We start from the raw sequence: 18,370 nt of genomic DNA, 5'->3' as shown, positions 1-18,370 counted from the left end.
CTAATCCTCTTTCGAAATTTGGCGGTTTTCAACGGCTTGATTGTGCCGTTAAAATCAAAATATGTAAAGTTGTCGAGTATTCTACCCTTGCCACCGCTGATTTACTAGCCTTTGATGACGTTGAAATCGTACTTTATAGTTCATCGCAGGGCATTCATCGATTTGATAACCCAAATATAACCACTGTTTTTGCTCTTTCTGGGCATGTTGGATCTGGAATAGAACGCCAAGTGTTCCCATGGATATATCGATATCAGGATCGAAGAAGGTATAAAACGCGCTGGTGCTATGAGCCATAACATCGGTAACCGCGATTCCGATTAACTTGTTCTCGTCATAGATATGCATGAACTTTGTTGTAAGCCACTCATTTTGTGAGAATTGTAGAAACTCTTCTTTCTTTGGTGGATACATGGTTCCCGAACGATGACGAGCGGTAATATAGCGGCTATATAAATCAAACCAGTTGTCATCCATCGTGCCTTTCAGTTCCCAACGAAGTGATTTTGCTTTGTTGAGGACGCGTCGTTGGCTCTTAGAAAACTTAACTTCTGGAATAGAAAGACGAATAGCTTGGCACGCTGAGCAATTATCGCAATGTGGCTTATAGATCGTTGAACCGCTACGACGAAACCCGTTGGCAAGTAGAACTTCATAGTTATCTGAGGTGTGCATGTGTTCATCAAGCGTTACTGCCACTCTTTCTTCGAGGTGAGGCAAGTAGCTGCAAGCATGATTGTCTGTTAATCCAATTCTGATTTGTTGTAAATCTGGATTCATTAAGGCGTTTCCTCTAGCCATTGGCTTTCAAAGCATGCATCGTCAACGGGCGTTTCTTTGAGTAACTGTAGAGAGCTCAGAAATTCGTCTCTCTCGACCTCGATAGCGCCTAAGGATTCCAAGTGAGGGTTCATAACTTGGCAATCGATGAGCTTGCCACCGAATCGGGTAAAGTGTTTACAAAAGTACCATAGCGCAATTTTAGAGGCATTGGTCTTCAAGCTAAACATAGATTCACCGCAAAAGACTTGGCCTCTTTGTAAGCCATAAAGCCCGCCGATCAGCTCATCGTCTTGCCACACTTCAACGGAATGACAGAATCCTAATGAAGCGAGTTCACAATAGGCTGACTGCATGTCATTGTTCAGCCACGTTTCTTCTTCGGGCCTTAGTGACGAGCAGTAGCCAATCACTTTGTCAGTCGCTTGGTTTATGCTGACACGATAATTGTGTTTTCTTTGAAACTTTTTAAGACTTTTTGACGGTTCGAATGTCTTAGGATTAAATACCGCTCGCGGTGCTGGGCTCCACCAAAGTATAGGCTCACCTGGGCCATACCATGGAAATATACCTTGGCTATAAGCATTTAAAATTCGCATTGGTGACAAGTCACCACCAAAGGCGAGCAGACCGTTGGGTTCATCAAGCGCGTCGAAGGGCGAAGGAAACTCTATACTAGTAGTATCAAGTTCGGTTAGGTATATAGCCATAAGTACCGCGTTACAGATTAATCACTGACCAAGAGGTCTTTAGGAGTTTTACCATGAAGAAGTTGCTTTGGATTTTACTTGTTTTGCCCATGTTGGCAAATGCAGCTTACAACAGAAACGAAGCTCGACCAGTGAACGAAGTTGTTTATGGTGAGATCGATACGGTTAGATACATCACTCAACAAGAGATCGTTGAATCGAAAGCGAATGGTTGGGAAACCTTATTGGGTGCTGCGATCGGCGGCTTGATTGGTAACCAGTTTGGTGGTGGTACCGGCAAAGAAGTAGCGACGGCTGTTGGTGCTGTGGCTGGTGCAGGGATTGCTCGAAATCGAGGCAATACACAATATAAAATCGAGTACAAACTTGTCGAGTTATTGGTCAAAACCAAAGACAACAAGCTGGTTAACATCATCCAAGATGTCGATAACTCGATGTTGTTTAACCGAGGAGACGATGTGCGAATTCTCTATTTTTCCGATGGTGTACGTGTTGATCTAGTATACTAGTATGTAAATACGATTGATTGGCTAATTAATCACCTTTATAAGGGGGATTAGCTCTGGAGTTCGTCGGAAAAGTTCGTTAGTCTGCAAGTACGAAGAATTATTCATCACCCGAAAATAAATACGCGCCAGTGACTTCGGGTGGTACAAGGACTATAAGATTTAATGGAAAGCCTTACGTTACAACCAATTCAAAAAGTGAGTGGGGAAGTTAACCTACCTGGCTCAAAAAGTGTTTCTAACCGTGCACTTCTTTTGGCTGCACTTTCAACTGGAACGACTCGCCTAACAAACTTGCTAGACAGTGATGACATTCGTCATATGCTGAATGCCTTGACTCAACTAGGTGTTAATTATCAGCTGTCTGCTGACAAAACTGTTTGTGAAATAACAGGTGTTGGTGGTGCATTCTCAAGCGATAAAGCCCTTGAACTTTTCTTAGGTAATGCAGGTACGGCGATGCGCCCGCTTGCTGCAGCATTGTGTTTAGGCCGTGGTGAATACGTTCTGACAGGCGAGCCTCGTATGAAAGAGCGTCCGATTGGTCACTTAGTCACGGCACTACGAGAAGCCGGCGCTGAAGTCGAATATCTAGAAAACAAAAACTACCCACCACTGAAGATCACAGGTACTGGTCTTAAGAGTGGGACGGTTTCAATCGACGGTTCTATTTCTAGCCAGTTTTTGACGGCATTTTTGATGGCAGCACCGTTAGCTGAAGGCGAAGTGACCATCAAAATTGACGGTGAATTGGTTTCTAAACCTTACATTGATATCACGCTACACATCATGAAACAATTTGGTGTGGACGTGATCAACAACGATTACCAAGAGTTCGTGATTCCGACGGGGCAATCTTACACAGCTCCGGGTGACTTCTTAGTAGAAGGCGATGCATCTTCAGCTTCTTACTTCCTTGCAGCAGCTGCGATCAAAGGCGGCGAGATCAAGGTGACGGGTATTGGTAAAAACAGTATCCAAGGTGATATCCAATTCGCTGATGCACTTGAAAAAATGGGTGCTGAAATTGAATGGGGTGATGACTACGTTATCTCTCGTTGTGGTGAACTAAAAGGCATCGATATGGACTATAACCATATCCCTGATGCTGCAATGACTATCGCGACAACCGCACTGTTTGCGAAAGGCACAACGGCTATCCGTAACGTCTACAACTGGCGTGTGAAGGAGACAGACCGTTTGGCTGCGATGGCAACCGAACTACGTAAAGTCGGTGCTGAGGTTGAAGAAGGTGAAGATTACATCATCGTTAACCCGGTTGCTGAACTGACACACGCGGCGATTGATACCTATGATGACCACCGCATGGCGATGTGTTTCTCGCTAGTTGCTCTTAGCGATACGCCTGTGACCATTAATGATCCAGGTTGTACGTCAAAGACATTCCCTGATTACTTCGACAAGCTGAAAATGCTGAGTCAATAAAATACGAAGTATATAAAGGTTCAGGAAGTAAAAAAGCTTGCCTAAATGGCAAGCTTTTTAATTATTGCTGAAGCGTAAACTCTTTCGAAAGATGGTGCGCTAAGTATTTAAACATGTTAAACACTGCGGTTGTATTCTCTGTCGGCATTCCATTGCTGTCTAGGAAGTATTCACCTTTGAAGATGAGTACATCGTCTTTCTCTACTACGCTGTTTGTGCGCATGCCTTCAATGTAGTCATCATGTGATTGGATAATTTGGTTTGCGATAAGCAGTAAATCAAATTCTGCTATTACTTTCTTTGTCATGAGTTTATCTCTGATAACTGAATATAACGTTGAGTTTATGGTGTCGAACTAGAAATTCAATGATTTCACAACCGATTAAGAGAGTCTTTTCGGATATCCACAATTTATTTTGTGATTTACGGCAAAAATAATGGAATGGGGCTCGCGTTAGATTCGCGGACAAGCTTAGTATGAGCCCGTTTAGACGTAATGCCTGATGAATAGGCTCTTGCAAGTATTCTTAATGAGTACTTTATAGCTTCTTTATATTGTGCCCCTTTTATCTATGAGTCGTCGAATTGTCGAGCGATCAGATCCAATTTTGAAAAAAGCGGTTGATCTTCTAGTAATCTCGCACAATAGTAAAAAAAGAAGCAATGAATTTAGAATATCATGCGTAAAAGCCCACAAGTTAAATTGTTGGTGCTGAAGCATCGTGATTAAGGACGTTAGAGTCAATATGGGTAAATCGCTCGTTATAGTGGAGTCGCCGGCCAAGGCTAAAACTATCAATAAATACCTTGGCAAAGACTTTGTCGTTAAGTCGAGTGTAGGTCACGTTCGTGATTTACCAACGGCTGGTCAAAGTACTGGTAAAAAGGCTGCTGCAGTTTCAACAAAGGGTATGAGCCCAGAAGAAAAAGCTCGTATCAAGAAAGAAAAAGATCGCAAAGCTCTTATCAAAAAAATGGGTATCAACCCGTATAAAGAGTGGGAAGCGAACTACCAAGTACTACCTGGTAAAGAAAAAGTCGTTGCTGAATTGCAAAAACTGGCTGAGAACGCAGACCATGTTTATCTCGCAACCGATTTGGACCGCGAAGGAGAAGCTATCGCATGGCACCTTCGTGAGATCATCGGTGGCGATGAAACGCGATACAAGCGAGTGGTTTTTAACGAAATCACTAAGAATGCTATTCAGCAAGCTTTCGAAACTCCAGGCGAGCTAAATATCGACGGCGTAAACGCACAGCAAGCACGACGTTTTATGGACCGTGTTGTTGGCTTCATGGTGTCACCTCTGCTTTGGAAGAAAGTAGCACGAGGCCTATCCGCTGGCCGCGTTCAATCAGTAGCTGTAAAACTATTGGTAGAGCGTGAGCGCGAGATCAATGCCTTTATCCCTGAAGAGTTCTGGGATGTGCACGCTGATACCAAAACAGCAGAAAAAACCGACTTCAGACTGCAAGTTGCACAGAAAGACGGTGTTGCGTTTAAACCTGAAAATGAAGCGCAAACTCAAGCTGCAGTTAGTGTTTTAGAAAAAGCGCAATACGAAGTATGTAAACGTGAAGACCGCCCAACGAAGAGTAAGCCGTCTGCACCTTACATTACATCGACGCTGCAACAAGCGGCGAGTACACGTCTTGGTTACGGCGTAAAGAAAACCATGATGCTGGCTCAACGCCTGTATGAAGCGGGTTACATTACTTATATGCGTACTGACTCGACCAACTTGAGTTCAGAAGCGGTAGAAGCCGCTCGTGAATACATTGGTTCTGAGTTTGGTGCTCAATATCTTCCACCGAAAGCACTGACATACGGCAGCAAAGAGGGCGCTCAAGAGGCCCACGAAGCGATTCGTCCTTCAAGTGTAGATGTTAAGTCGGAAGATCTAAACGGCGTAGACGCAGACGCACACAAGCTTTACTCGCTGATTTGGAATCAATTTGTTGCGTGTCAAATGACGCCAGCGCAATACGATTCAACAACGGTAAGCGTTAAAGCTGACGAGTACACGCTAAAAGCGAAAGGTCGTATCCTTAAGTTCGATGGTTGGACTCGCGTTCAACGTCCAATGGGTAAAAACGAAGATACGATTCTTCCAGCAGTTCAAATTGGCGATAAGCTTGACCTGATTGCTCTAGACCCTAAACAGCACTTCACTAAGCCACCAGCACGTTTCACTGAAGCGGCGCTTGTTAAAGAGCTTGAGAAGCGTGGTATCGGTCGTCCTTCAACGTATGCATCGATCATCTCGACGATTCAAGATCGTGGTTATGTGAAAGTTGAACAACGCCGTTTCTATGCTGAGAAGATGGGTGAAATTGTTACTGACCGTCTAGATGGCAGTTTCAATGACCTAATGAACTATGACTTTACTGCTCGTATGGAGCAGAAGTTAGACCAAATTGCTGAAGGCGAAGCTAGCTGGAAAGGCGTGCTGGATAACTTCTTTGAAGATTTCACTGGCGATTTGGAAAAAGCGGATCTTGATGAAGATGCGGGCGGCATGAAGCCAAACCACATCGTAGAAACTGATATTGAGTGTCCAACTTGTGGTCGTAAGATGGGTATCCGTACTGCTTCGACAGGCGTATTCCTAGGCTGTTCTGGCTATGCACTTCCACCAAAAGAGCGTTGTAAGACAACAATCAACCTTGGTGACGAAGAAGGCATTATCAATGTGCTTGAAGAAGACGTTGAAACAGCAGCACTTCGAGCTAAGAAACGTTGTCCTATCTGTGAGACGGCAATGGATGCTTATCTGATTGATGATAAGCGCAAGATGCACGTATGTGGTAACAACCCGAACTGTGAAGGTTATGTGGTTGAGCACGGCGAGTTCAAAGTGAAAGGCTACGATGGTCCGCTTGTTGAGTGTGACAAATGTGGCTCTGACATGGTTCTAAAGAACGGTCGCTTCGGTAAGTACATGGATTGTACCAATGACGATTGTAAGAACACTCGTAAGATTCTGAAGAATGGCGAAGTTGCGCCACCAAAAGAAGACCCAGTGCACTTCCCTGAGCTTCCATGTGAAAACTCAGACGCGTACTTCGTACTTCGTGACGGTGCTTCTGGTCTGTTTATGGCGGCGAGCAATTTCCCTAAATCACGTGAAACACGTGCACCATTAGTGGAAGAGCTGGTTCGTTTTAAAGACCGTATTTCACCTAAGTTCCAGTACCTGACGTCAGCACCCGTTGCAGATCCTGATGGTAAGCCGGCAGTGGTTCGTTTTAGTCGTAAGACAAAAGAAAACTACGTTCGTACTGAAGTCGATGGAAAACCATCTGGTTGGACCGCTCTGTATATCGACGGTAAATGGGAAGTTACGGATAAACGTAAAAAGCCCAAAGAAAAGTAACTGAAGATTAATCGATTAAAAAAGCAGCCATTGGCTGCTTTTTTTTGATCTCAATATGACTAATTATGCAACTTGTTGAGTTTGTGTTTCGTCTGCGAGAATTTATTAAATTCACGCCGTAAAATAAATGATGGCAATTAATCAAATCTTCTTATGCAACTTTAACGAGAATGTAACTTAATTAAAATATTGTAAGTCACAGATCAGTGTTTAGTTGTATACCTGATGTGTGTCGGGTGTTAATGTAATGTTTCGCTCAGACGGTGTAATGTGAGCTGCTTTAAGTCTTAGGAAAGCAATCAGCTTACGTAGCACAGAATGGCGTATTAAAAATTGAAATCGGCAGGAAAGTCGATAACGTATATAAAACCAAGTGCAAAGAATAGTGCACGGACAACAACGTTTGGCTTAGGATACTGTCACTATATGTGAATGGATATTCGCTAAGTACCGAAATAAGTGTTGGTGCTCATCCCCCAGAGGAAGATACCTCTACGAGCACTGACATCGACAAGCTATAAATATATGGAGAATAAAATGGCTGGTGTATTGGGAATGATTCTTGCTGGTGGTGAAGGCTCTCGCTTAAGACCTTTAACTGAATCTCGCAGCAAACCCTCGGTTCCTTTCGGTGGTAGCTACCGCTTAATTGATTTCGCTTTGAACAACTTCGTTAATGCTGATCTTATGAAGATCTATGTATTAACACAATTCAAGTCACAATCCCTGTTCCATCACATGAAAAAAGGTTGGAATATCAGTGGCATAACAGATCGTTTTATCGATCCAATTCCTGCGCAAATGCGTACGGGTAAGCGTTGGTATGAAGGTACTGCAGATGCCATCTATCAAAACCTTCGCTTCATGCAGTTGGAAGAACCAGATCAAGTTTGTATTTTTGGTTCAGATCATATTTACAAAATGGACATTAAGCAGATGCTTGATTTCCACAAAGAAAAGAAAGCTGCGCTAACTGTTTCTGCACTGCGTATGCCGCTTGCTGAAGCATCAGAGTTTGGTGTTATCGAAGTGGATGCGGAAGGTCGTATGATTGGTTTTGAAGAAAAACCAGCTAACCCTAAGTCAATTCCGGGTGACCCAGAATCTGCGCTTGTTTCTATGGGTAACTACGTATTTGAAGCAAACGAGCTTTTCGCTGAGCTTGTTGAAGATGCAGATAAAGAAGATTCGACGCACGACTTCGGCAAAGACATCATTCCAAATATGGTTCCACGCGGTGATGTGTTTGTTTACGACTTCAGCACCAACCGTATTACTGGTGAGAAAGAAGAAGTTTACTGGCGCGATGTAGGTACGATTGACGCGTACTGGCAAGCTCACATGGACCTTCTTGAAAAAGATGCGCCATTCTCTCTATACAACCGCAAGTGGCCACTACATACTTACTATCCGCCATTACCACCTGCGACGTTTACTGATTCGGCAAATGGCCGTGTTCAGATCATCGACAGCTTAGTGTGTAACGGTAGTTACGTACGCGGTTCTCGTATTGAGAAGTGTGTACTGGGTTTCCGCAGCAATATCGCATCAGCGTGTGATATTAGCGAAAGTATCTTATTGGGCGATGTGAAAGTGGGCGAGGGTTGTGTACTTCGTCGTGTTATCGTTGATAAAGATGCAGACATCGCACCTGGCACGCAGATCGGCGTAAACCTGAAAGAAGATAAAAAGCATTACCACGTCTCTGACGATGGTGTAGTAGTTATTCCTAAAGGAGCACGAGTTGGTTACTAAGACTCTCTCGGTACTTTTTGTAGCGTCTGAAGTTGAAGGCTTGATTAAAAGTGGTGGCTTGGCTGATGTAGCCAAGGCACTGCCGAAAGCGTTACAAACACTCGAACAGGACGTTCGAGTGACCATCCCCGCTTACCGCAACATTCCAAACATTGATTCAGCAGAAGTCATCTTAGCGACTGAGCTAGACCATTGGCCTCATACCGCTTATCAAGTAAAAAAACTGAGTGTAGAAGGCGTTCAAGTCTTTGGTATTGAATGTGCCAAGTATTTTGACCGTCCAGAAATGTACGCAGAAAATAACCAAGCTTACGCTGATAATGGAGAGCGCTTCTCATTCTTCAGTGCAGCATGCCTTGATATGCTTCCTAAGCTTGGCTTCCAACCTGATATCATTCACGCGAACGACTGGCATACTGGCTTTGTTCCTTTCTTGCTTAAATCGCGTTACCAACAACACGACTTCTTTGAAAATACACGCAGTGTTATCTCAATTCACAATGCGGTTTTCAAAGGTGTGTTCTCTTACGATGAGTTGCAGTCTCTTCCTGAGATGCACAGCTACAATGTTCCAGAAGCTTCGGTAAGTGATACTCATGTCACCATGCTAAAAGCCGGTGTGATGTGTGCAGACAAAGTGAATGCAGTAAGCCCAACCTATGCAGAAGAGCTCAAAACTGAGCTTGGCAGCCATGGTATGGCGGCAGAGTTTCAACACAGGTCTTCTGATTTAGTCGGTATTCTGAATGGCTGTGATTACGGCGCTTGGAACCCTGAAACGGATGCTTTCTTGCCTCGTAAATACAAAGCAACTAAGCACAGCATGGTTCGCGGAAAGTCAGCTTGTAAGCAAAAACTGCAACAAGATGTTGGCCTGCCAGTCATCGATTGCGCTGTGTATGGCATGGTTTGTCGCCTGACAAATCAAAAAGGCGTGCATTACTTATTGCCTATCATTGAGCAGTTTTTGAAGAACGATCTTCAGATCGTGATTGTAGGTACAGGCGATCCTGTGTTGGCGAGTCAGTTGAAAGAACTATCGGCACTTCACTCAGACAAGTTCTCGTTTGTAGAAGCATACAACAACGAGCTAGCGCACTTGGTTGAAGCGGGCTCCGATTTCTTCTTGATGCCTTCCGAATTCGAACCTTGTGGTTTAAACCAGATCTACAGCATGGCTTACGGTACGTTACCGATTGTTCGTTCTGTGGGTGGTTTAAAAGACAGCGTGAATGATTACGATCAGGATCCTGAGGTAGCGACTGGGTTTGCTTTTGAAGAACCGACGCCGCAAGCGTTATTGGCTGTACTGCATCGTTCATTACTGCTTTATGCACAAAACCCATCTGAAATTAAGCGTGTTCAGCTTTATGCTATGCAGAAAGATTTTAGTTGGGAAGATGCGGCAAAAGAGTATCTTGCGATGTATCACTCTGCATTTTAGCGCTCTGCTTTAGCTTCTAAAATTAGTGTATGTACAGCAATTGTCTTTAATAAAAGAGGCGCTCTAATAATAGGGTGCCTTTTTGTTTTCTGGTCAGATCACATCACGTTTATAAAGACAAAGCTTGCAAACTCATTTTAGTCAGGTAGAAAAGGTGAGGTTGGTATTCACATGACTAATGACAGGTTTGACACTATTATCACTTAAAGTTCTTAATTGCGTGATATCCTTAGTCATCGCCTCGTGATGAGGCATAGCTCCATTTTAATAATTAAAGCGATAGGTATGTCTGACAGTTTATTATTTCATAAAACATTTACTCACCCTACGAGCGATGAGTGGGTTGTATTTGTGCATGGCGCAGGAGGCAGCTCCTCTATCTGGTTTAAGCAGATCAAAGCGTATAAGCAGCACTTCAACTTGCTTCTCATTGACCTGAGAGGGCATGGTAAATCAGACAACATACTTAAAGAGCTGATTTCGAATCGCTATACGTTCAAATCGGTCACGCTCGATATTCTTAAAGTGTTAGATCACCTCAAAATCCGTTCCGCACACTTCGTGGGCATGTCTCTTGGGACGATTATCGTTCGTAACGTTGCAGAGCTAGCAGCAGGCCGTGTTCGCTCAATGGTACTTGGTGGGGCGGTAACCAAACTCAACACTCGTTCGCAAGTGTTGGTCAAACTCGGTAACCTGAGTAAGCACATCATTCCTTACATGTGGCTTTATAGCCTGTTTGCTTACATTGTGATGCCGCAGAAAAGCCAAAAAGAATCGCGCCACTTGTTTATCCGCGAAGCCAAAAAGCTTTGTCAAAAAGAGTTTAAACGCTGGTTCATCCTGACGGCTGATGTAAACCCTCTGATGAAGTATTTCAAAGATAGAGAGTTACCAATCCCAACTCTCTATTTGATGGGAGAACGTGATTACATGTTCATCAAGCCCGTTAAAGAAATGGTTGAGGCGCATGAGTCGAGTGAACTAGTTGAAATCGCAAACTGCGGTCACGTGTGTAATGTCGAAAACCCTGAAGAATTCAATCAACATTCTATCGAGTTTATCCAAAAACAAATCCAGTGATCTTCTAGGTTCATTCTCTAAGCCGAGAGTTAAATCGAATTGAAATAAAAAACGGGAAGCTAACTAAGTTAGCTTCCCGTTTTTTATTTGGAGGAGGTATCTGACTGAATCTCAGGTTGTTGTCATGAGGTATTATTCAGGAGAGGCTGCGCCACACTGCCAACAAGAACCGAATTGTGCTTCATTAACTTCATGACACTCACCACAACGCCACTCTTCATAGATGATCGAATCTTGCTGTTTTTGGTAGTCATTGACAATAGTGCGGGCTTTACTAGCCAATTCTGGCTCATATAACCATACGTAAGGGTCAGTTTCTTCGGTAAATGGGATTTCCCCCTTTAAACCAAACAAACCTTCACCACGGACTTCACACGCAATATTCTCACTTTCTAACAATCCACAGATGATATGGGCTTCTGTTGGATTCGATGCACTGAAGATTTTCATTGAGATAGAACCTTATTCGGCTTTAGGTGTTAGTCAGCTGTATACGTTATTCAGTTATACACGTTAGTCAGCGACAGGTGCTGAGCGAAATTTGCTCATCAACCATTTGGCAATAATTGGGAATACACCCAACAATGCAAACGATAGTAGTACTGAAGGTGAAACGATACCTGAAAGTGAATCAATTTCTGCGAGTTGAGTACCAGCATTCAAGAAAACAGCAGTACCAGGTAGCATGCCTATTTGGCTCGTAATGTAGTAACGAGAAACCGACATTGGGGTTAAACCCATTAGTAGATTGATAAGGAAAAACGGGAATACAGGAATTAGGCGAAGCGAGAATAAGTAAAATGCCCCGTCTTTTTCTACACCCTTATTAATCGTTGCTAACTTGTCACCAAATTTGGTTTGGATCCAATCACGTAGCAGGTAACGGCTACTCAAAAAGGCGAGGGTTGCACCAATAGCACTTGCGAAAGATACCAGCAGTAAACTGTTCCAGAAGCCAAACAGTGCAGCCCCTAAGAGCGTGACGACCGCAGCACCAGGAATTGAGAAAGCAGTGATCATTACGTAAGCAACAAAATAGATAGCAGCGGCGGCAATAAAGTTGCTGTCAATGTAGTCATTCAAAACGGCTTGTTGGGCCTTGGCGTTTTCAAGCGTTAGGTACTGGCCAAAATTGACGCCTAACAAGATGATGGTTACGACCAACACAATACCCAATATCATTTTCTTACTCATTGATACTTCCTCTAATTTTCAATGCATACCATTAGTATAGATAGACAGGCAAAGCATAGATTAACTTTCAGCAGATATAAAAAAAGCCGCAAAAAATGCGGCTTAGTTATATAAGTAGTTTGAACTGACAAAGTTAATTAACGCGATTGATAAGCTCTTCACGACGCTGCTGCGGTATAACAGACCAATGTGTTCCATTGATCGCACCTTCTAGCGCCCACAGTAATTCAATACTGACAGAGGACGCATGCGATTCCTTGATGGCGTTAAAGGCGTTTACAGAGCCAGATTCATATAAACGTTCAACGGAATCGATTCCTGCTTTTTTCAACATACGCTCAGTAGCGAGTCGAAGATTCGGCAGATCTTTGAGTCGAGTTGGCTTAGCAGAAGACTGTTCAGCTTTTTCTTCTTTAGCGAAACCCAGAGACGTCGTTGCAAGTTCCAAGATTTTCTCTTGGTCTTGCCACAGGCCTTCAGGCAAAGCGAAATATTTAGTAACGACAGGGAAACCACGTTTTTTGTAGACGTACGGTTGAAACCCTTGTTGTTCGAATTGCTTCGTTGTGCATTTGTCTGCCCGTATATGCAGCTGGTCATTAACAACCAGAGCAAACATAGTGTCATCAGCAAAAAGACCGAATCCACCAAACATTGAGCGTGACTTAATTTTTCCTAGGGGCTCAAATAACTTCATTGAGTCCTTTAGTATCGGTTTATCCATGTTATTTATCTCGGTGTATTTGAACTACGCCACCAAATAAGCAGGTCCGAGAGATTAGCAAAATGTTGCAATTAAATTGTCAATAGGCTGTAAATTACTAAATTGTCAGTAGTTACTGCATTTTGCCATCGGTAACCCCGCTACCATACCAACGAGTGGTTTAGGCCGGAAGCTTTGCGTCCCACTTTTTCAAGTGGTTTGCCCTGTGCGTGACTGATTGAATAGAATAAAGTTTTTGTTGAATGAGGCTCACACTTGTTATTTCAAAATGTGATATTGCTTCAATTAATGATCTTTCTATTGTGCATATAGGTTCATTATAGTTGTTGATAAAAAAAGCGCACCCAAAGGTGCGCTTAATGAAATAAAACTCGTTTTATCAATTAATTTAACGTTTTAACTGTACTTCGTTCAACAATCTCAGGATGCATTTCGAAGACACGCTTCTCGTGATCTTTGTCTTTTATGCGTTCTAATAAAATCTCGAATGCATTCTTACCAACACGACGTTTAGGTTGGTGAACCGTTGTTAACGGTGGAGAGAAGTACTCAGCCAGTTCGATGTTGTCGTAACCGATCACTGAAATATCTTCAGGGATACGGATGCCTTTTTCTTGAAGTCGGCTCATTAAGCCCAGTGCCATTGTATCGTTGAAACAGAATACCGCTGTTGGGCGATCTTTCATTTCTACGATTTGCTCTGCAGCAAGAACAGCAGTATCACACTCGAAGTTACCTTCAATGATCATGTTGTCATCAGCAGTAATCTTAGCTTCGTTGAGTGCGCGTTTGTAACCTGCGATACGTTCTACACAGGCGGCTTTGTCTAAGTGGCCACTTAAACAAGCAATCTTAGAGTGACCGCGCTCAATAAGGTATTTGGTTGCTAGGTAGCCACCTTCTTCAGAGTTATCGATGATCTTGTCAGCTTGAGAACTCTCTGGGCCCCAGTCCATAATAACTTTAGGGATGTCAGCGTGACGATCTAACATCTCTCTTAGTTCTTCAGTTAGGTCTGAACACATAACTAAGATGCCATCTACACGTTTCTCTGCAAGCATTCGAATGTAGTCACGTTGCTTCTCATAGATACCACCCGTGTTACACAGGATCAAAGTGTAACCTTGACGGTAGCAGTAGCTCTCAACACCATCGATAACTTCAGAGAAGAATAAGTTGGTTGATTGAGTAACAAGCATGCCGATAGTGCGTGTTGTATTGCACTTCAAACTACGAGCAACCGCGCTTGGTGCATAGTTCAGTTCATCTACGGCTTTGTTTACTTTTTCTTGAGTCGCTTCTGCAACAAAACGTGTTTTGTTGATTACGTGAGAAACGGTTGTTGTTGATACGCCGGCTAAGCGAGCGACATCTTTTATAGTGGCCATGGTTTTATCCTATTAGAAGCTACTTTCCCAAAGTACGGAATGAAGTAGCCGTTAAGCTACCTAACTAAGAGCTTAAATTTGTAGGGCTCTTTGGGTACTAAAGTGCTAAAAAACAAAAAACCGCTATGAGCGGCTTGTCTTAACACCGAAATGCTCTGAACTTTAATAAGCATAGCATTTCGTGAATGTTTCATATTTTATCGTTTGCGGTCACAATTTTAGACTGACTAGAAATTACTCGCAATAAAATTCACCCAGAAATCCGGGTGAATTGTCACATTCTACTGAATTTATTTACTTAGTCGCCTAATAAGCTATTCACCAGCTAAATATTGAGTGTCCAACTGACAGAATGCGAGTAGCAGAGATGAGACTGAAGCGTAGAAACCGAATTCATCAACGTCATGACATTTAACGTTGAATTTTGGTACCCAAGTTAAGAGTTGTTGCTCGATAAACTGTTGTTGAATAGCAAATGACTTCTCTAGCTCTTCTTCAAGCTCTGTTTCGTTAGAACGGATGATCAAGTTACCAAGGAAATCGAGTTCGATAGCAATGTGGTCTGCTGGCTCTTTCAGGTCTTGGTTAACCACTAAATTGTGTTTAGCCATGATCTCTTCCATCTCTTTTGCAGGCTTATCGTTTAATAGGCCAGTCTCACCGATGTACATAGAAGCGTATGGAAGGGCACCATGTTTATCTGTCTTTAAGAAAAGGTCACAAAAGTCAGCAGACAGTTCTAGCTGAGCGTCTTCACGTGTTTGCAGACGGTTTAGCGCGTCAACTAAGCTATCAATCGATGGCTTTAGTGTTTCATTTTCACCTAAACCAGTTAGGAAAGAACGAATCTCAACAGAGTGGTAGTGATCGAGTTCTTCTTGAGTGAGCTCTTTGGCGAATAAGCTTGATAGCCACCAGTAGATTTCTGCTCTTTGCTCGTTGAACGCTTTCGTATCTTTCATTTCTTGGATCCTGATTTAGTCTTGCGGCGTTTGTATACTCAATATCGTCAAGAGATTTGGGATATAAACACCAAGGCTGAATAACAAGGTTATTTGCGAAACGCAAAGTTACTCGTTAGTAGTAATGCCTATATTGAATTGCGATGGGCGATAAATAGCAAGGTTTAAGATTGTCTTGTATCAAAAAAGATTCATCTTTCTGGCTTTTATCTTCTGTAACACTAGAATTGTTACTAGTTATGAATAGAATAGTTACTGAAACTATTAAATAAGAAAAGTGGTGTAGATGAGCTATCACGTATTAGTCGTAGAAGATGATGTGGTAACCCGCAGTAAACTGGTTGGATACTTCCAGAACGAAGGTTACACCGTGAGCGAAGCAGAAAGCGGCGCTCAAATGAGAAACGTGTTAGATGAAAACAACGTTGACCTCATTATGCTGGACATCAACTTACCAGGCGAAGATGGATTGATGCTAACTCGCGAATTACGCAGTCAATCAGACATTGGAATTATTTTAGTTACTGGACGCACGGATAGCATCGACAAAATCGTTGGCCTTGAAATGGGCGCGGACGATTACGTTACTAAACCCTTCGAACTTCGCGAGTTATTGGTTCGAGTTAAAAACCTACTTTGGCGTATTTCTGCCGCTCGTAAAACGGCAGCTGGCGCAGTAGAAGAAACATCAGACGAGTCTGTGGTTCGTTTCGGTGAGTGGACATTTGATATTCCTCGTCGTGCGCTAAGCAAAAATGGCGAGCCAGTGAAGCTGACTAAAGCTGAATATGAACTGTTGGTGGCTTTGTCTTCTTACCCTAACCAAGTATTAAGTCGCGAACGTATTCTGAATATGATCAGTCATCGAGTGGACGCACCGAATGACCGCACGATCGACGTACTGATTCGTCGCATGCGTGCCAAAATGGAATTCGACCCTAAGAACCCACAAATCTTTGTGACGGTTCACGGTGAAGGTTACATGTTCGCTGGTGACTAATATTCCTCGTGACTTTCTAGTCAGCAACGACATATGAACGAAAAAGCCGAGACATCAATGATGTCTCGGCTTTTTTATTGCCTAGCTGTTGTCGTTAGCGAACTGACAGCCTACGAATTGTTTTAAGATTCTGCCTGCCAATAATCTGATTTAAACATTAGGCGGAGTTAAACATAAGACAGAGATAAACATAAGACAGAGATAAACATCAGCTTGAGTCTACTGCGCTGCAGAAACTTCACCGTCTTCCTCAATCAAGCTCGAAGGCTCAGGAACAACAATTGGCTCTTCCGAAATATCGTTACTGGTGTCTAGCCAGTCACGTAGGCTTTGCCAAACCAATCCCATGGTCTCGTGCCAGTAACGCTCTGTCTGTTCTAGATAGATCGCTTTAGGCATGTACTTATTCCAAGGTTCCACAATGCCTTCTTGTGCAAGGTAGTTGGTCGGTGCAGGCAATGGTTTCATGCCAGCAGCGTGGAATTCATTCAGCGCACGAGTCATGTGGCTCGCAGATGTCACCAATACCATCTTTTTGTTTTTAACAAACGCGGCAGCTTGGCGAGCTTCTTCCCAAGTGTCTTTTGCTGTCTCAAGCAAAATGATGTCGGGTTTTGCAACACCAAGGGCTAGGGCAACCTTGGCCATCATTCTTGCGTTACTTACTTCAGTGCCAGCGCCGTAGCCTGACAAGATAAGCTTGGCACCAGGGTAAAGACGCAGAATACGAATCCCTTCACTCAAGCGCATCAGGCCTGTGCGGCTAAGTTCAGATGTCGGTGGAATCTGGTCGTCTACGACGTGACCACTTCCGAGAACCATAACGTAATCGACGGTTTCATCGACAGGTAAAAAAGCGGTGTGTTGCCTTTCCATTGGCATTAAAAGTTGGCTAGAAACTGGCTGGAAAGCGATTAGGAAAATACCACAGAGGGCTGAAAGGGTAATTAGGCAACCAGTCTTCCTTTTGGTAGTAAACATCACTAGGGCTAAGCCCAGAAAAGCGAGAATTAACATTGCTGGCAGTGGCATCAATAGTGAAGACACTACTTTTTTCAGCTCAAACATATCCGAATAGTCCGAAAAAACATCACTTAGTAGTAAAAAGAGACATCGCCTCTTTATTCCTGAAATTCCTGTGACAGAATAGCAGGCACGATAGGACATAATAACTCAAGTAGCCGTGACTGAAGACCGTAATTTCGACGATATTGCCCACAAATTTGCAAAAAATATTTACGGCTCTGACAAAGGAGAGATCCGTCAGATCATCGTATGGGAAGATTTAGAACAAGCTTTGAGCAAATTTGAGCATTCAGCGTCACCGCTGCATGTGCTTGATGCTGGGGGCGGGTTGGCACAGATGTCGCAAAAAATTGCGGCACTTGGTCATAAGGTTTCTTTGTGCGATCTCTCTTCTGAGATGCTTAAGCTTGCCGAAGAAAGTATCAACGAAGCGGGTTTGTTAGAGCAGTATCGATTTATCCATTCTCCAGTGCAAAAAGTGTCAGAGCATCTCGAAGAGAAAGTCGATGTGGTGATGTTTCATGCCGTAATGGAATGGTTAGCCGACCCGAAAGAGGCGCTTGATTTGTTGCTTGAACAAGTCAAACCGGGTGGCGTTGCCTCGATAATGTTTTACAACCACCACGGATTAGTCCTGAAAAATGTGATTTGTGGCAACATTCCTCATGTATTGAATGGGATGCCACATCGAAAACGGTTTAAGCTGCAACCACAAAAAGGCTTGAAGCCAGAAGAGGTTTATCAATGGATTGAAGACGCTGGTCTAGAAATCTGTGGTAAATCAGGCATTCGCTCCTTTAGTGACTACATAGGTAATATGGAGTACATGGGCGATTACCAATTTGAAGATGTATTGGAACTAGAAAAACAGCTATGTCGCCAAGAGCCATATCTGTCACTAGGCCGTTATATTCACGTTTGGGCTCAAAAACCTGCGCAATAACAGCGGTGAATGTGGTAAAAGAAGCCACAACA

General features: G+C 43.2%; 17 protein-coding genes and 1 riboswitch. Of the genes, 8 read left to right on the top strand and 9 right to left on the bottom strand.

All coding sequences use genetic code 11. From position 1 onward, the window contains the following. Positions 1-81: 81 nt before the first annotated feature. Complete coding sequence (locus tag FLM53_RS02505; RefSeq protein ID WP_176680148.1) at positions 82-780, bottom strand: arginyltransferase; 699 nt, start codon at positions 778-780, stop codon at positions 82-84. Further along, positions 780-1,490: a leucyl/phenylalanyl-tRNA--protein transferase gene (aat, locus tag FLM53_RS02500; protein WP_176680147.1), complete on the bottom strand. Its 711-nt coding sequence runs from the start codon at positions 1,488-1,490 to the stop codon at positions 780-782. Before aat ends, FLM53_RS02505 begins: the two co-directional genes overlap by 1 nt. Positions 1,491-1,543: 53 nt before the next feature. Here aat and FLM53_RS02495 point away from each other — a divergent pair, with 53 nt between their 5' ends. Both FLM53_RS02495 and aroA read left to right on the top strand, forming a co-directional pair. After that, positions 1,544-1,999, top strand: a complete 456-nt coding sequence (locus FLM53_RS02495) for a glycine zipper 2TM domain-containing protein (protein ID WP_132762763.1) — start codon at positions 1,544-1,546, stop codon at positions 1,997-1,999. Positions 2,000-2,161: 162 nt separating this feature from the next. Next, entirely contained in the window at positions 2,162-3,442 is a 1,281-nt protein-coding gene (aroA, locus tag FLM53_RS02490) for a 3-phosphoshikimate 1-carboxyvinyltransferase (protein WP_176680146.1), read from the top strand. A 61-nt stretch (positions 3,443-3,503) separates the two neighbouring features. On the opposite strand, the gene FLM53_RS02485 is transcribed toward aroA, so the two are convergent. Next, positions 3,504-3,749: a YciN family protein gene (locus FLM53_RS02485; RefSeq protein ID WP_017630857.1), complete on the bottom strand. Its 246-nt coding sequence runs from the start codon at positions 3,747-3,749 to the stop codon at positions 3,504-3,506. Between the two features lie 439 nt (positions 3,750-4,188). On the opposite strand from FLM53_RS02485, the gene topA reads away from it, so the two are divergent. The 4 genes from topA to FLM53_RS02465 all read left to right on the top strand — a co-directional run bounded on the left by topA (position 4,189) and on the right by FLM53_RS02465 (position 11,101). Then, on the top strand, positions 4,189-6,819 hold the full coding sequence (gene topA / locus FLM53_RS02480) for a type I DNA topoisomerase (protein WP_176680145.1): 2,631 nt from the start codon (positions 4,189-4,191) through the stop codon (positions 6,817-6,819). Between the two features lie 525 nt (positions 6,820-7,344). Then, the gene (gene glgC / locus FLM53_RS02475; RefSeq protein ID WP_128644363.1) at positions 7,345-8,574 is read left to right on the top strand and encodes a glucose-1-phosphate adenylyltransferase; all 1,230 of its coding nucleotides are present in this window, start codon (positions 7,345-7,347) and stop codon (positions 8,572-8,574) included. Then, positions 8,564-10,018 carry a glycogen synthase GlgA gene (glgA, locus tag FLM53_RS02470; protein ID WP_176680144.1) on the top strand — a complete coding sequence of 485 codons (1,455 nt, stop codon included), beginning with the start codon at positions 8,564-8,566 and terminating at the stop codon, positions 10,016-10,018. The genes glgC and glgA overlap by 11 nt, the downstream gene beginning before the upstream one ends. 285 nt (positions 10,019-10,303) lie before the next feature. Then, entirely contained in the window at positions 10,304-11,101 is a 798-nt protein-coding gene (locus FLM53_RS02465) for an alpha/beta fold hydrolase (RefSeq protein WP_176680143.1), read from the top strand. A 132-nt stretch (positions 11,102-11,233) separates the two neighbouring features. On the opposite strand, the gene FLM53_RS02460 is transcribed toward FLM53_RS02465, so the two are convergent. The 5 genes from FLM53_RS02460 to torD form a co-directional block, all read right to left on the bottom strand. Then, positions 11,234-11,551, bottom strand: coding sequence for a DUF2007 domain-containing protein (locus FLM53_RS02460; protein WP_017111051.1), 318 nt, complete (start codon positions 11,549-11,551; stop codon positions 11,234-11,236). Between the two features lie 63 nt (positions 11,552-11,614). Beyond that, on the bottom strand, positions 11,615-12,295 hold the full coding sequence (locus FLM53_RS02455) for a TVP38/TMEM64 family protein (RefSeq protein ID WP_176680142.1): 681 nt from the start codon (positions 12,293-12,295) through the stop codon (positions 11,615-11,617). Between the two features lie 133 nt (positions 12,296-12,428). Further along, positions 12,429-13,019 carry a TfoX/Sxy family DNA transformation protein gene (locus tag FLM53_RS02450; RefSeq protein WP_176680141.1) on the bottom strand — a complete coding sequence of 197 codons (591 nt, stop codon included), beginning with the start codon at positions 13,017-13,019 and terminating at the stop codon, positions 12,429-12,431. Between the two features lie 127 nt (positions 13,020-13,146). Beyond that, positions 13,147-13,232, bottom strand: a riboswitch (cyclic di-GMP riboswitch). A 170-nt stretch (positions 13,233-13,402) separates the two neighbouring features. Next, the gene (gene purR, locus FLM53_RS02445) at positions 13,403-14,407 is read right to left on the bottom strand and encodes an HTH-type transcriptional repressor PurR (protein ID WP_176680140.1); all 1,005 of its coding nucleotides are present in this window, start codon (positions 14,405-14,407) and stop codon (positions 13,403-13,405) included. A 314-nt stretch (positions 14,408-14,721) separates the two neighbouring features. Beyond that, positions 14,722-15,369, bottom strand: a complete 648-nt coding sequence (gene torD / locus FLM53_RS02440) for a molecular chaperone TorD (protein WP_176680139.1) — start codon at positions 15,367-15,369, stop codon at positions 14,722-14,724. A 286-nt stretch (positions 15,370-15,655) separates the two neighbouring features. Between torD and torR the strand changes: the two genes are divergently transcribed. Next, positions 15,656-16,369, top strand: coding sequence for a two-component system response regulator TorR (gene torR, locus FLM53_RS02435; RefSeq protein ID WP_017631175.1), 714 nt, complete (start codon positions 15,656-15,658; stop codon positions 16,367-16,369). A gap of 219 nt (positions 16,370-16,588) precedes the next feature. Here the strand turns inward: torR and elyC are convergent, their stop codons facing one another. Beyond that, positions 16,589-17,437 carry an envelope biogenesis factor ElyC gene (elyC, locus tag FLM53_RS02430; protein ID WP_176680138.1) on the bottom strand — a complete coding sequence of 283 codons (849 nt, stop codon included), beginning with the start codon at positions 17,435-17,437 and terminating at the stop codon, positions 16,589-16,591. A gap of 115 nt (positions 17,438-17,552) precedes the next feature. Here elyC and cmoM point away from each other — a divergent pair, with 115 nt between their 5' ends. Continuing rightward, a complete protein-coding gene (gene cmoM, locus FLM53_RS02425; protein WP_176680137.1) occupies positions 17,553-18,338 on the top strand; it encodes a tRNA uridine 5-oxyacetic acid(34) methyltransferase CmoM in 786 nt (261 codons plus the stop codon). Positions 18,339-18,370: the final 32 nt, after the last annotated feature.

The sequence above is a fragment of the Vibrio sp. Scap24 genome (assembly GCF_013394185.1).
GTDB lineage: Bacteria > Pseudomonadota > Gammaproteobacteria > Enterobacterales > Vibrionaceae > Vibrio > Vibrio pomeroyi.
Note: the sequence above shows the minus strand (reverse complement) of the source record. Positions and strands in the feature narration are given on the sequence as shown.

Bases quoted from the DNA above. Each gene is read 5' to 3' on its own strand.
- FLM53_RS02505 (WP_176680148.1), bottom strand. From the start codon at position 780: ATGAATCCAGATTTACAACAAATCAGAATTGGATTAACAGACAATCAT.
- aat (WP_176680147.1), bottom strand. From the start codon at position 1,490: ATGGCTATATACCTAACCGAACTTGATACTACTAGTATAGAGTTTCCT.
- FLM53_RS02495 (WP_132762763.1), top strand. From the start codon at position 1,544: ATGAAGAAGTTGCTTTGGATTTTACTTGTTTTGCCCATGTTGGCAAAT.
- aroA (WP_176680146.1), top strand. From the start codon at position 2,162: ATGGAAAGCCTTACGTTACAACCAATTCAAAAAGTGAGTGGGGAAGTT.
- FLM53_RS02485 (WP_017630857.1), bottom strand. From the start codon at position 3,749: ATGACAAAGAAAGTAATAGCAGAATTTGATTTACTGCTTATCGCAAAC.
- topA (WP_176680145.1), top strand. From the start codon at position 4,189: ATGGGTAAATCGCTCGTTATAGTGGAGTCGCCGGCCAAGGCTAAAACT.
- glgC (WP_128644363.1), top strand. From the start codon at position 7,345: ATGGAGAATAAAATGGCTGGTGTATTGGGAATGATTCTTGCTGGTGGT.
- FLM53_RS02465 (WP_176680143.1), top strand. From the start codon at position 10,304: ATGTCTGACAGTTTATTATTTCATAAAACATTTACTCACCCTACGAGC.
- FLM53_RS02460 (WP_017111051.1), bottom strand. From the start codon at position 11,551: ATGAAAATCTTCAGTGCATCGAATCCAACAGAAGCCCATATCATCTGT.
- FLM53_RS02455 (WP_176680142.1), bottom strand. From the start codon at position 12,295: ATGAGTAAGAAAATGATATTGGGTATTGTGTTGGTCGTAACCATCATC.
- FLM53_RS02450 (WP_176680141.1), bottom strand. From the start codon at position 13,019: ATGGATAAACCGATACTAAAGGACTCAATGAAGTTATTTGAGCCCCTA.
- purR (WP_176680140.1), bottom strand. From the start codon at position 14,407: ATGGCCACTATAAAAGATGTCGCTCGCTTAGCCGGCGTATCAACAACA.
- torD (WP_176680139.1), bottom strand. From the start codon at position 15,369: ATGAAAGATACGAAAGCGTTCAACGAGCAAAGAGCAGAAATCTACTGG.
- torR (WP_017631175.1), top strand. From the start codon at position 15,656: ATGAGCTATCACGTATTAGTCGTAGAAGATGATGTGGTAACCCGCAGT.
- elyC (WP_176680138.1), bottom strand. From the start codon at position 17,437: ATGTTTGAGCTGAAAAAAGTAGTGTCTTCACTATTGATGCCACTGCCA.